The sequence below is a fragment of the Sphingobium lactosutens DS20 genome (assembly GCF_000445105.1).
GTDB lineage: Bacteria > Pseudomonadota > Alphaproteobacteria > Sphingomonadales > Sphingomonadaceae > Sphingobium > Sphingobium lactosutens.
The window spans coordinates 213,414-227,196 of record NZ_ATDP01000107.1; the positions used below are offsets into that span (position 1 = coordinate 213,414).

A 13,783-nucleotide genomic window follows, 5' to 3' on the forward strand; every position below is an offset into this window, starting at 1 on the left:
GGGCGGCGTGCAGGCCGCCCGCATCGGCGCCGCCTTGGCGCATCACCAATTAAACATGGTTCCGTCTTCCAGCCGGTTTACCGGCAGAAACGCGCGCTTATATTCATATCCGGCCGCCAGTTCCTCGTCGATGTCGACGCCCAGACCCGGCTGATCGCCCGGATGCATCATGCCGTCCGCGAACGTATATGCGTGGGGGAAGACCGCGTCGGTTTCCGGGGTATGGCGCATATATTCCTGGATGCCGAAGTTCGGCACGCTGAGGTCAAAATGCAGCGCTGCGGCCATGCACACCGGCGACAGGTCCGTCGCGCCATGGCAACCGGTGCGGATTTGGTACAGGTCCGCCAATGCCGCGATGCGCCGCAGATGCGTGATGCCGCCGGCATGGACCACGGTGGCGCGGATATAGTCGATCAACTGGTTCTGGATCAGGTCCTTGGCGTCCCAGATCGAATTGAAGATTTCCCCGACTGCCAGCGGCGCGGTCGTATGCTGGCGAATCAGGCGGAACGCTTCCTGATTTTCGGCCGGGGTCGCGTCCTCCAGCCAGAAGGGACGGTAAGGCTCCAGGTCCCTGCCCAGCCGCCCGGCTTCGATCGGGGTCAGGCGGTGGTGGATGTCGTGCAGCAAATGCACGTCCCAGCCCAGCGCGTCGCGCGCCGCCTTGAACAGTTCCGGCACGACCCGCATATATTTGCTGGTGTTCCACACATTTTCGGTCGGCAGGTCGGCGTCGGCCGGCTCATAGAAATATTTGTCCTTCGACACGCCATAGGTCGACGCCATGCCCGGCACGCCGCATTGCAGACGGATCGCCTTATAGCCTTGCGCCTGATATTCCAGCGCGACCTTGACGGTATCCTCGACCGTCGTGCCGTTGGCATGGCCATAGACCATCACGCCTTCGCGGCTCGCGCCGCCCAGCAATTGATAGACCGGCAAGCCCGCAATCTTGCCCTTGATATCCCACAAGGCCATGTCGACCGCCGCGATCGCCGTCATGGTTACGGGGCCGCGCCGCCAATAGGCGCCCTTGTACAGATATTGCCATATATCCTCGATCCTGTGGGCATCGCGCCCGATCAGGCAGGGAATGACATGATCGGTCAGATAGCTGGCAACCGCCAGTTCACGGCCGTTGAGAGTCGCGTCGCCAAGGCCGTAGATGCCTTCATCCGTGATGATCTTGAGCGTGACGAAGTTGCGACCAGGGCAGGTAATGATAACCTTGGCATCGATAATCTTGGGCATGCGGGCAATCCTGTTCAGATGATTTCGAGCGTGACGGATTGAAGGGTTTCGCTGTCAGGTCCGACCATGATGTCGAAAAGGCCGGGTTCGACCACTTCCTCCATGTCGAGATTCCAAAGCGCGAAGGCGTCGGGGCCTAGGGGGATACGCACCGTCCTGCTTTCGCCCGGCGCGAGCGTGACGCGCTCAAATCCCTTCAATTCCTTGATCGGGCGCGTCACGCTGGCGGTCTGGTCATGGACATAGACCTGGACGACCTCGTCGCCCTTTCGATCGCCGACATTCTGCACATCGACCTCGACCACCACGCTTCCCCCCGTGCCGATCCGCTCCGACGAAAGCCTGGGCTTTCCAATGGTGAAGCGGGTATAGCTCAGTCCGAAACCGAAGGGGAAAAGCGGTGAGATATCTTCGAACACATAGCCGCGCCGGGCACTTGGCTTGCGGTTGTAGAAAATGGGCACCTGTCCCGCATCGCGCGCCACTGTCACGGGCAGCTTCGCGCCGGGATTGACGTCCCCGAACAGGATGTCCGCCATCGCGGTGCCGCCCTCCTGTCCCGGATACCAGCATTCCAGCAAGGCATTGCAGCCATCCACGACTGCCGGGTAGCTTGGCGGGCGGCCATTGATCGCGCAGACGATCACGGGTTTGCCGGTGGCCTTCATGGCGGCGAACAGGTCATTCTGCTCGCCCACCAGGTCCAGGCTGGTGCGATCACCCAGATGGTTCTTCGCAAACCCTTCGCGGCTGGTCTGTTCGGTGTCGCCGATCGCCAGGATGATGACATCCGAGCTCTTGGCGACCTCGACCGCCTCGGTAATCAGATCGCGGTTTTTCTGCGGATCCGCCAGCAGCACCTCGTCCACGGACCGGTCCTCGCTTTGCGTGATGAAAACGCCCTGGGCGTGGACCACCTCTGCCCTGCCAGAGAGCTTGGCTCTCACGCCATCCAGCAGCGACACCGTTTGCCGCGGGATGGAGGAATAGCCGCCCAGACGGGCAATGGCCGCATTCGGCCCGATGACGGCAACCCGCCGATGCGCTCCGGCGGTCAGCGGCAATGTCCTGTCATTCTTGAGCAGCGCAATGGACCGATGTGCGGCCTTCAGCGCCAGCGCGCGCGCTTCTGCGTTGCCGGTCAATGCGTCCCAGTCCCGCCGCGGCCAGGGATTTTCGAACAGGCCTGCGCGCACCTTGAGCGTCAACATGCGCCGCGCGGCAAGATCGACGGCCTCAAGCGGCACTTTACCGCTGCGAACCTGCTCGACCAGTGTGCGAAAACCGATGCCGTCGGGCAATTCGCAATCGACGCCTGCGCGCAGCGCAGCCCGCGCCGCTGCTTCCAGATCAGGCTGGACATGATGGATGGTGTCGAGTTCCGGCACGGCGCCATAGTCGCTCACCACGGCCCCGTCGAAATGCCATTCGCCGCGTAATATGTCGCCTAGCAACCACCTGTTCTGGTGCGAGGGCACACCGTCTATCTCGTTATAGCTGGGCATCACCGCGGCAATGCCGGTGCGCTTCACGACCGCGCGGAAAGGTGGGAAGAAATTTTCTCGCAACTCGCGCTGGCTGATCGGCGCCGGCGCGATATTCTCGCCACTTTGCGGCTGGCCATGGCCTGTCATATGCTTGAGCGTGGCCATCACCTTGTCGGGCCCGATCTGCTTGCTTTCGCCTTGCAGGCCCAGCACCGCGGCCACGCCCATCTCGCCGCACAGATAGGGGTCCTCGCCAAATGTCTCCTCGATCCGCCCCCAACGCGGATCACGCGCAATGTCCACCACTGGCGACAGCGCCAGATGGACACCGCGCGCCCGCACTTCGCGCGCAATCACGGATTGGACGTCCCGCATCAGCTCGCGGTCAAAGCTGCCCGCCATGCCAATGGCCATGGGGAACATGGTGGCGTCGGTCGCCATATAGCCATGCAGCGATTCTTCGTGAAACAGCACCGGGATGCCCAGCCGGGTTTCCCTAATCGCCCAGGTCTGGACCGCTTCGATGAAATCGACCGTATCCTTCGGCGTGCGCCAGCGCGCGCCGACGCCCCCGGCCTGCGTCGATCCGTTGGGCGCGCCGCGCCGGTCGGACGGTCGCGTGATCTGGCCAAAGCTTGCGGGATAGGCGGCACTTGCTTTCGCCGGTGAGAAGGTCAGATCATCCATGATCTCGGCCTTCGTCGCCCAGAGCGCGATGATCTGGCCGACCTTCTCCTCCAGCGTCATCCGGCTCAAAAGATCATTCACGCGCAGGTCGACCGGTGCGCTTGCGTCCTTGTACAGCGGCCCGGACTTTTTGTCCGCCGCCGGGACCGCCGCTGCCAGCGATGTCGACGCCATCAGCCCCAGCGCCTGTCGGCGCGCAAAACCGACGCTCATGGCGTCACCGTCAGCATCGTCGACTGCAACGCGACCGAACTGTTGCCAGTCATGATTTCAAACTCGCCCGGTTCGACGACGCGGTGCATCTTGTCATTCCACATTTGCAGGCTTTCGGGCGTGATGGTGAACTGGACCGCACGGGTTTCGCCGGGCTTGAGCGACACGCGCTCAAACCCTTTCAATTCCTTGATCGGCCGAGTGACTGAACTCACCTTGTCATGAATATAGAGCTGAACGACCTCGTCGCCTTCGCGTGCGCCATCGTTGCGGACATTGACGGTCACGCTGGTCGTGCCGCCCGGCCCGATCCTGGCCTGCGCCAGACGCGGCGGGGACAAGGTGAATTTTGTATAGCTCAGGCCATAACCAAAGGGATAGAGCGGCGCATTCGTATCGAACAGATAGCCGCGATGCGCGCTGGGCTTCACATTGTAGAAGGCCGGCAATTGCCCGACCGATCGCGGCACGGTGACTGGCAACTTGCCGCCCGGGTTGACGTCGCCAAACAGCACGTCGGCAACGGCATGGCCGCCTTGCTCGCCCAGATACCAGCCCTCCAGCAAGGCATTGGCCTCTTCGCTCACCTTGACGGTCGAGGCGGGCCGGCCATTGATGAGGACGACGGTGATCGGCTTGCCCAGCGCCTTGAGGGCGTCGAAAAGCTCCTGTTGTTCGCCGACCAGGTCCAAGCTTGGCCGGTCGCCCAGATGGTTGGCCGCCCAGCCCTCCCGGCTCGATTGTTCGGTATCGCCCAACGTCAGCACGATGCGATCCACGTTCCGGGCCGCCTCCACCGCCTGCGCAATCAAGCGGCGATTTTCCGCCGGATCAGCCTTGTCGACCTTGTCCGCCCACCAGTCGTCATCTTCCGTGATCTTCACGCCCTGCGCAAAGACGATTCGTGCGCGGTCGCCGACCTTGGCCTTGATACCATCCAGAATGGAAACGACGTGCGGCGGCTGGCCATAATAGCCGCCGAGACGCGCCACCGCCGCACTTGGCCCGATGACCGCGATCGATCCTTCGGGCTTCAACGGCAGCATGCCGTCATTTTTCAGCAGCGTGATCGACCGCTGCGCCGCCCGTCGCGCGAGCGCGCGCGCCTCCGCATCATTGGTCAGCGCCGCCGCCTGCGCGGCATCGGCATAGGGATGTTCGAAAAGCCCAGCGCGAAATTTCAGGGCCAGCATGCGTCGCACCGCCTGATCGACCTCGGCCTCGCTCACCTTGCCCGCGCGTACTTGTTCCCCCAAAGTGGCATAGGACAGGCCATCGGGCAGATCCGCGTCCACGCCTGCGTCCAAAGCCCGCCGCGCGGCCTCATCCAGGCTGCCGGCGACATGATGAATGCTCATAAGCTGATCCACGCCGGAATAGTCGGACACGACCGCACCGCGAAATCCCCACTCCCCGCGCAACACGTCACCCAGCAGCCAGCTGTTCATATGGCTGGGCACGCCGTCAATTTCGTTATAGCTGGCCATGACCGCGTTTATGCCAGTACGCTTCACGACCTGCTCGAACGGCGGAAAGAAATTCTCGCGCAGTTCGCGCTCCGAAATCGGCGCAGGCCCGACATTGGTGCCGCTTTCGGGCTGGCCGTGGCCGGTAAGATGCTTGAGCGTCGCAAACACTTTGCCGGGGCGCAGGTCATGCGATCGCCCCTCGCCCTGCAAGCCTTCCACTGCGGCGACGCCCATTTCGCTCACCAGATAGGGGTCCTCCCCATAGGTTTCCTCGATCCGCCCCCAGCGCGGGTCGCGGGCGATATCGACCACAGGGGAAAGGACCATCGGCACACCGCGCGCGCGTATCTCGCGTGCGATCACGCTGTTCACCTGCCTGACGAGGTCAAGGTCCCAGGAAGATGCCAGCGCGATCGACTGCGGAAAGCTCGTGGCGCCGACCGCCGCGTAACCATGCAGGCCCTCTTCATGAAACAGGATCGGAATGCCAAGGCGCGTCTGCGTCATCGCCCATTTCTGCAAGGCATTGACCAGCGCGACGGTCTGGCGAGGGTCGCGCCCGCGAGCGAGGCGAGGGCTGACCGCGCCTTTGGCGTCGGACGGACGCGTAAAATGGCCCAGACCATGTGGGTAGCGCGCCGCTAACTTCGCCGGGTCGAGCTCAAGCCGATCATCAAAAATCTGGATCTTGCCTTCCCAAACGGTCGTGATCTGAGCGATCTTTTCATCCAGCGTCATCCGACCGATCAAATCGTCGACCCGCGCCTCAATCGGTTGGGAAGCATCCTTGTATATTGGACGCTGATCCTGCGCCGCGCGCGCGATAGCCATCGGCGTGAGCGGTGATACTATCGGGATTGCCAACAAGGATGCTGCGCCCAAAATCTTGCAGCTACGGATCACCCTGGCCCCTCCCCTTTTTCCCGCCCGGAGCGGTTTTCGCTTGCAGCAAGTTATTTGATAACGCTACCATCGCGGGAGAAGACGGGCTTGTCAATGCAGTACCTGCCAATGGCATGCCAACGATCATAGGAAGAGGATAAACTGATGGCGCGCCTGTTCTGCTATCTGACGGCCATGGCCCTGACGATACTGGCCCTGCCCGTTCGGGCGGAAGACGGCTATGATCTTTGGCTGCGCTATGCGCCAGCAGGCCAGGCCCGTGGGACGGACATCAGCGCGCACGCCCGCGCCATTTCCGCACAAGGCGACAGCGCGACGATGGCATCCGCAAAGCAGGAATTGCAGCGTGCGGTGACGAGCATGACGGGCCACGCGCCAGCCCTCACCACCGAACCGACCGCAGGATCGCTCTGGCTCGCAACGCCCGGATCCGCGCCCGCTATCCCCGTATCGCTAAAGGGACTTGGCGCGGAGGGCTATGCGATCCGCTCCATCGACCACGCGGGGCAGCCAATCACGCTGATCGCTGCCAACAGCGACATCGGTATCCTGCACGGTATCTTCCATTGGCTTCGCCTTGCGCAAACCGGCGCGTCGCTTGACGGGCTCGACATTCGCAGCGCGCCGCGCATCGGCCTGCGCCTGCTCAACCATTGGGACAATCTGGATGGCACCGTCGAGCGGGGCTATGCAGGCCAGTCGATCTGGGACTGGTGGCGACTGCCCGATTATAAAGGCCCGCGCTATACCGACTATGCGCGCGCCAACGCCTCCATCGGCATCAATGGCACGGTGCTCAACAATGTGAATGCGAAGGCGGAGAGCCTGAGCGCCCCCTACATCGCCAAGGCGGCGGCACTGGCTGACATATTCCGGCCCTATGGGATCAAGGTCTATCTGTCGGTCAAATGGACGGCGCCGATGGAACTGGACGGTCTCAAGACGGCTGATCCCCTGGATCCAAAGGTCGCCGCCTGGTGGAAGGCCAAGACCGACGAAATATATCGCGCTATACCCGATTTCGGCGGCTTCCTCGTCAAGGCAAACAGCGAAGGCCAGCCTGGCCCGCAGGATTATCAACGCACCCATGCAGACGGGGCCAATATGCTGGCGGCCGCCGTGAAGCTCCACGGCGGTATCGTGATGTGGCGCGCCTTCGTCTACGCGCATGACAATCCGGACGATCGCGCCAAACAAGCCTATGATGATTTCAAGCCGCTCGACGGCAAGTTCGCCGACAATGTGATGGTGCAGGTCAAGAATGGCGCGATCGACTTTCAGCCGCGCGAGCCATTCCACCCGCTGTTCGGCGCCATGACCAAGACCCCGCTGATGATGGAATTTCAGATCACCAAGGAATATCTGGGCCAATCGACGCATCTTACCTATCTCGGCCCCCTTTTTAAAGAAACGCTCGACGCTGACACCTATGCCAAGGGGAAAGGATCGACCATCGCCAAAATAATCGATGGCTCGCTGGATGGGCACAGGCTGACCGGCATCGCCGGCGTCGCCAATATCGGGATCGATCGCGACTGGAGCGGGTCGATCTTCAATCAGGCGGACTGGTATGCCTTTGGCCGCCTAGCATGGAACCCGGACCTGTCGGCAGAAGCCATCGCTCGCGAATGGACGGCCATGACATTCAGTCCCGATCCCCGCCTAATCGATCCCGTCGTCGCCATGATGATGGGTTCGCGCGAGGCCGCGGTCGACTATATGACGCCGCTCGGCCTGGCCCACCTTATGGCGACCGGCCATCATTATGGCCCGGCGCCCTGGGTTTCGGAATTGGCCCGACCTGAGTGGAACCCCGTCTATTACCACAAGGCGGACGCGGACGGAATCGGCTTTGACCGGACCAAAAGCGGCAGCAATGCGATTTCTCAATATGCGCCCGCCATCGCGCGACGGCTCGCGGACCCAGCTACTACGCCGGAAAGCGAATTGCTCTGGTTTCACCATTTGCCCTGGGACTATCGCCTGAAATCCGGCGAGACGCTTTGGGACGGGCTGGTCCATCGCTATGATCGTGGCGTCGCCTATGTCGCGGGCATGCAGCGGACCTGGGAAAGCCTTCGCCCGCTTGTCGATCCGGAACGCTTTGCCCAGACCGAAGCCTTCCTGGCGATCCAGCATCGCGAAGCCCAGTGGTGGCGTGACGCGAGCATCGCCTATTTCCAGTCGATCAATCATCTGCCACTGCCGGAGGGTGCCCAGGCCCCCGCGCATGACCTGAACTGGTACAAGGCACGCAGTTTCCCCTACGCGCCGGGCCACAACTGAATTTTCGATTCTACAAAGGGAGCGGTTGTCGCTACCTAGGCTCACCATAGCGTTTCACGAAAGCCGCCGCCGTTGACCGACACCCGTTCCTCCCGCCGCCAGCGCAATGCCCCTACGATCAATGATGTCGCGCGCCAGGCGGGCGTTTCCCCCATGACGGTATCGCGCGTCATCAACAGCGAGCAGGTGGTTCGGCCCGAAACGCGCGCAAAGGTGGAAGCGGCCATCGCCGCGCTGAATTATGCCCCGAGCGCTGCGGCAAGGACGTTGGCGGGGGGAGACGAAACCCGGGTCGGACTGCTCTATTCCAACCCGTCATCATCCTATCTGAGCGAATTTCTGGTCGGCAGCCTCGACCAGGCGAGCCGCAGCGGCGTCGACCTGGTGGTGGAGAAATGGGACGAGGAAACGACCATTGCTTCGGTCGTCGCCCATCTGGAGCGCGGCCGCATCGACGGCGTCGTCCTGCCGCCTCCCTTGTGCGATCATGAAGAATTGGTGCAGGCGCTGGGTCGTGCCGGCATTCCGGCGATCGCGGTCGCCACGGGTCGACCGCCCTCGGACCTTGCGGCTGTCAGCATCGATGATCGTCAGGCCGCTTATGAAATGACCTGCCATCTCATTGCCCTAGGTCATGCGCGGATCGGGTTTGTCAAAGGCAATCCCAATCAAAGCGCCAGCGCACGTCGTTTCGAAGGCTATGTCCAGGCGCTGGAAGAAGCCGGCCTGCCGATCGAGGACGAATTGATCGCGCAGGGCTATTTCACCTACCGGTCCGGCCTCGATGCAGCCGAACATATCCTGTCGCTGGCCGAGCCGCCGACCGCCATTTTTGCCAGCAACGACGATATGGCTGCCGCGACGGTGGCGATCGCGCATCGATCAGGCCTAGACGTGCCCGGCGATCTGACTGTCTGCGGGTTCGACGATACGTCGCTTGCGACCACCATCTGGCCAGAATTGACGACGATCCGCCAGCCGATCAGCGCCATGGCGCGGGCGGCGGTGGAAGTGCTGGTCAAGCAGCTTAAAACCAGGCGGAGCCAGCAGGTGGAGAAGGCCACGCATCTGGTATGCGATCATGCGCTGATCCGCCGCCAGTCGGACGCCGCGCCCCGTTCACGTCCGCGTCAACGCTTGGCCCCCTGAAGCGGCGCGGCAGCTGACGCGTCACCACAGGGGCTGGTAGATTGAAGCAGCCTCAGAGCGTTGCTTCGATCGCGCGCGCGGCAAGATCGGGATCGTCGGCAAGGCTAATCGGACGACCGACGACCAGGATCGACGCGCCATTGTCCAACGCCTGGCGCGGGGTCACGGCGCGCTTCTGGTCGCCCATCGCGCCGCCAGCAGGTCGCACGCCCGGCACGACAAAGAAGCCATCCGTCCAGCCCTTCTTCGCCATCGCCACTTCCTCGCCCGAACAGACGATGCCGTCCAGCCCGGCGTCCTGCGCCAGATCAGCCAATCGCCGAACCTGATCGGACGCTTTGGCAGCCACGCCGATATCAGTCAGGTCGCCATCATCCAGGCTGGTCAGCACGGTCACGGCAACGACCTTGGTATGAATGCCTGCCGCCGCCTTGGCATCTTCCAGCATGGCACGGCCGCCTGCGGCATGGACAGTCAGGATCGCCGGCTCCAGCAGGTGCAGCGCCTGAACCGCCTTGGCGACGGTATTGGGAATGTCATGCAACTTAAGGTCGAGGAAGATCGGCAGGCCGAACTTCGTCATTTCGTGAACGCCATGGTGGCCGTTGGCACAGAAAAATTCGAGGCCGAGCTTCAATCCGCCCACATGGTGCCGCACCTGCCCCGCCAGATGCTGCGCCTTGGCAAGATCGGGCGTGTCGATGGCAACGTAAATGGGACTGGTCATGCAGGGCCTGTCGAATTGGAGGTGGAGGGCAAGGGATCGGCTTGCGCTGCCGTCGGCGCAGGCGCATCGGGTTCGAGAGAAACTGGAGCCATGCCGGGCGCTGGCGTGATGCTCGGCGGAGCGGAAGGCGCGGTCGCCGCGGCCAGTGCCCGTTCGGTATTATCAAGGCGCCGTTTCAACCGCCAGCGGGTCGCCCGCGCCATCACCCAGAAGGGCAAGGCGCCAAGCAGAAACGCGCCGATCAGCAGCACCGGCAGCTTGGTTTCCATCACCAGATCGCCCCATAGCCGCACAGTGACCGGGACATAATTCGCCATGCAGAAGAAGGCGAGCGCCACGGCGATGACGACCCAGAAAGCGGTCCGCAAAAATTGCATTGGCGTTTACCCTCACTGCCCGTTTGGGGCAGCTTAGGCGATCCTGCCCGATTTCGGAAGCGCCTGATCGCGTCTGTCGATCGCGATGGTCATATGCAGCCTAGCTGTCTCGCCCGGTTGCAGCACCGCCATCCCGCCGCGATTGATCGCGTCGGGCATGTGGCTCACAGGCTCCAGGCAAAAATAGGCTTCACCCGGCGGCCGATAGACATGCAGCCATTGGGCACCGGCAGCGGTGACGGTCAACCACACGCCATCCCCACGCTCGACGGTCGCGGCGCCATCCCATCCGCCATAGACATTGTCGATCAGGCTGTCGCCAACCACCGGGCTTGGCCTGGACCAATCGCCAAGACTGTCTGCCGCCACCTCTTGCTGTGGCAGCATGTCCGGAGACGAAAGCCACAGCGTCTGCGTAGCAAAGCTGAGCCTCGTCTGTTCGTCGGCCACAAAATAGGGATGAAAGCCAAGGCCGGCAGGCATCGGGCGGTCGCTCGCGTTGAAGAGCGATAGCGAAAGCGACAGTTGCGCGGGGGTGAGCCGCACATCCTGTTGCGCCCGATAACGCCAGGGCCAGCCGGCGTCTCCGCCATGCTCATGCTCCAACAGGATATGGTCGACAGCTGTCGTCTTCACTGTCCAATTGGTCTGCCAGCCCAAGCCATGGATGCTGTGCGGATGGTCGCCAAAGTTCAGGGGAAGCCGATGCTCCTCCCCGTCAAAGGTGAAGCGTCCCTCCGCAATCCGGTTCGCATAGGGCACGAGCGGGAAGCACGCCATCGCCAGCGGGTCTGTGGCCCCTTCCGGCGCCCGGCGCAGCAGGTCGACGCCATCCAGCGTCAGGCCCGTCAGCGATCCGCCGATCGCGGGCGACAGCGCTGCCTCCAGCGCCCCCGCCCGCAACGTGATAATCTGCGCGCTCAGCCGACCATGTCCTCTAGCTCACGGCCCTTGGTTTCGTTGACCATCGCCCGCACGAAGAAGAAGGAGATGAGCGCGAAGAAGGCATAGCCGACATAGGCCACGGCCAGACCCGGCCATACGACCAGCGAGGGGAAGCTGACCGACACCAGCGCATTGGCGATCCACTGCGCGAAGCCGGCGACCGCCAGTCCAGACCCGCGGATCTGGTTCGGGAACATCTCGCCCAGCATGACCCACATGATCGGACCCCAGCTCATATTGAAGAAGATCACGTAGAGATTGGCCGCGACCAGCGCCAGGACGCCATTATTGCCGGGCAGCGACACTGCGCCATCCGCGCCGGTGACGGCCGTCGAAAAGGCATAGGCGACCGTCGCGAGCGTGACCGCCATCCCGGCCGATCCGATCAGCAGCAATGGCTTGCGGCCGATGCGGTCAACCATGGCGATGGTGGCAAGGCAGGCGCCGATCGACAGCACGCCCGACAGGATGTTGGTCTGAAGCGCGTAATCTTCGGAAAAGCCGACAGCTTCCCAAAGGGTCGCGCCATAATAGAACACGACATTGATACCGACCAGCTGCTGAAAGACGGCAAGGCCGATACCGGTCCAAACGATCGGACGCACCTTGCCGCTGGTCTGGTCGATGAGGTCGCTGAGCTTGGGCCGATGATGGTCCGCGGCAAGACTGGCGCGGATGTCTGCAACCTTGCGCGTGGCTTCGGCTTCCCCGAATAGGCGGGTCAGCACGGCATGCGCGCGCTCATCCTGTCCGCGCGCGACCAGGTAGCGGGGGCTTTCGGGAATGATGAGCAGAGCCAGGAAGTAGATGGCGGCGGGAATCGCCTGCAACCAGAACATCCAGCGCCAGGCGGGAAAGCCCATCCACAGTTCGGCCGTCGATCCGCCGGCATAACGGGCGAGCACGAAATTGGCGACGAACGCGCCGGTCAGACCGGAAATGATCATGACCTGCTGGACCGAGGACAAACGACCGCGAATGGCCGCCGGCGTGACTTCGGAAATATAGACTGGCGAAATGACGCTGGCTGCGCCCACGCCCAGGCCGCCGATGATCCGCGCGATGATGAACACCGCCGAGGAGCCAGCTGCGCCGGCCAGCAGCGCGCTCGCCAGGAACAGAATGGCCGAGAGCATCATGACGCCGCGCCGACCGATGATGTCAGCCATGCGCCCAGCGCCAAAAGCACCGATCGACGACCCAACCAGGATCGCGCCGACGTTGACGCCGATGCCCAGGCTGCCCAAGTCAAAGGCGCTTTCCAGCCCCTTCTGGGTGCCGTTGATGACGCCGCTGTCATAGCCGAACATGAACCCGCCGATGGTCGCGACCGCGACAATCGCGACAATGAAGGCCATATTGACCTTCGCAGCAGTCCCCTCATGCATCATCCTGTCCTTCCCGCTCTTCTATATCGTTGCTATCTGGCCCGGCAGCCCGGCAACGCCGGGATCAAAGGCGAAGAGATCGCCCGCCAGAGGTTGCTTTGTCAACGCTGTCATGTCCAGCCCCTTGCGCGCAGTGGTCGCATAAGCGGTGCGAAGATCCTCACCGCCAAAGGCGATTTTCGTCACATTCGCGACCGGGAAGCGAACTTCGCGCATCAGCTTGCCGGCCGGGTCGTAGCGGCGCACGGCCCAACCTCCGAACAGCCCGGTCCAGAGGCAACCTTCGGCATCCACGGTGGGGCCGTCAGGATAGCCGGCATCGTCCTCGATCCTGGCAAAGAGCATGGTGTTGCCCACACTACCGTCCGGTGCGACGTCGGTGCGCCATATCCGTTTGCCCAGCGTATCGGTATGATAGAGGATGCGGCCATCGGGAGAAAAAGCAGGGCCGTTGGTGATTGAAATCGCCGGCAGGCCGCTCTCCGCCCATCCATCGCCATCGACGCGATAGAAATGCCCGCTGGCGTCCACTTCCGCATCGTCCATGGTTCCAAACCACAGCGCGCCGTCAGGCGCCACGCAAGCGTCATTCTGACGATTGCCGGGCAAATGCGCCTCGGGCGCGTGCAGCAGATCGAAGCGAGAACTGGCAGGATCGAAGCGATGCACGCCAGACTGAAGGCCAACGGCAAATTTGCCGTCCGCGGTGGGCACTATCCATCCCACCTGACAGGGCGCTGTCCAGCCGCGCGCCACTTCCTGAACCGGGTCGTAGCGGTGGATGCGATGCGTCTTGATATCCACGAACCAGAGCGCCGCGTCGCGCGCCACCCAGACAGGTCCTTCGCCCAGCGTCGCGCCTAGGGACAAAATGCTCTGCGGCTCCGCCACGCCCATG

The 13,783-nt window shown here is 62.9% G+C and carries 10 protein-coding genes; 2 read left to right on the forward strand and 8 right to left on the reverse strand.

The window, feature by feature from the left end; all coding sequences use genetic code 11:
• Window positions 1–42 precede the first annotated feature (42 nt).
• From manD to RLDS_RS51210, 3 genes are read right to left on the reverse strand one after another with little or no spacing between them, the layout of a single operon-like run.
• Window positions 43–1,254, reverse strand: coding sequence for a D-mannonate dehydratase ManD (gene manD / locus RLDS_RS51200; RefSeq protein WP_021228224.1), 1,212 nt, complete (start codon window positions 1,252–1,254; stop codon window positions 43–45).
• Window positions 1,255–1,268: 14 nt separating this feature from the next.
• Window positions 1,269–3,641 (reverse strand): glycoside hydrolase family 3 N-terminal domain-containing protein, encoded by a 2,373-nt coding sequence (locus RLDS_RS51205; protein WP_021228225.1) that lies wholly within the window; start codon window positions 3,639–3,641, stop codon window positions 1,269–1,271.
• Window positions 3,638–5,941 (reverse strand): glycoside hydrolase family 3 N-terminal domain-containing protein, encoded by a 2,304-nt coding sequence (locus tag RLDS_RS51210; RefSeq protein WP_021228226.1) that lies wholly within the window; start codon window positions 5,939–5,941, stop codon window positions 3,638–3,640. The genes RLDS_RS51205 and RLDS_RS51210 overlap by 4 nt, the downstream gene beginning before the upstream one ends.
• A 216-nt stretch (window positions 5,942–6,157) precedes the next feature.
• Here RLDS_RS51210 and RLDS_RS51215 point away from each other — a divergent pair, with 216 nt between their 5' ends.
• On the forward strand, window positions 6,158–8,299 hold the full coding sequence (locus RLDS_RS51215) for an alpha-glucuronidase family glycosyl hydrolase (protein WP_021228227.1): 2,142 nt from the start codon (window positions 6,158–6,160) through the stop codon (window positions 8,297–8,299).
• A gap of 72 nt (window positions 8,300–8,371) precedes the next feature.
• A complete protein-coding gene (locus RLDS_RS51220) occupies window positions 8,372–9,448 on the forward strand; it encodes a LacI family DNA-binding transcriptional regulator (RefSeq protein ID WP_031299023.1) in 1,077 nt (358 codons plus the stop codon).
• Window positions 9,449–9,500: 52 nt separating this feature from the next.
• Here the strand turns inward: RLDS_RS51220 and pyrF are convergent, their stop codons facing one another.
• From pyrF to RLDS_RS51245, 5 genes are read right to left on the reverse strand one after another with little or no spacing between them, the layout of a single operon-like run.
• Window positions 9,501–10,175: an orotidine-5'-phosphate decarboxylase gene (gene pyrF, locus RLDS_RS51225; RefSeq protein ID WP_021228229.1), complete on the reverse strand. Its 675-nt coding sequence runs from the start codon at window positions 10,173–10,175 to the stop codon at window positions 9,501–9,503.
• Entirely contained in the window at window positions 10,172–10,552 is a 381-nt protein-coding gene (locus RLDS_RS51230) for a lipopolysaccharide assembly protein LapA domain-containing protein (protein WP_021228230.1), read from the reverse strand. The genes pyrF and RLDS_RS51230 overlap by 4 nt, the downstream gene beginning before the upstream one ends.
• A gap of 33 nt (window positions 10,553–10,585) precedes the next feature.
• Window positions 10,586–11,455, reverse strand: a complete 870-nt coding sequence (locus RLDS_RS51235) for an aldose 1-epimerase (RefSeq protein WP_021228231.1) — start codon at window positions 11,453–11,455, stop codon at window positions 10,586–10,588.
• A 17-nt stretch (window positions 11,456–11,472) separates the two neighbouring features.
• Complete coding sequence (locus tag RLDS_RS51240; protein WP_021228232.1) at window positions 11,473–12,885, reverse strand: sugar porter family MFS transporter; 1,413 nt, start codon at window positions 12,883–12,885, stop codon at window positions 11,473–11,475.
• Between the two features lie 21 nt (window positions 12,886–12,906).
• The gene (locus tag RLDS_RS51245; RefSeq protein ID WP_021228233.1) at window positions 12,907–13,782 is read right to left on the reverse strand and encodes an SMP-30/gluconolactonase/LRE family protein; all 876 of its coding nucleotides are present in this window, start codon (window positions 13,780–13,782) and stop codon (window positions 12,907–12,909) included.
• Window position 13,783 lies beyond the last annotated feature (1 nt).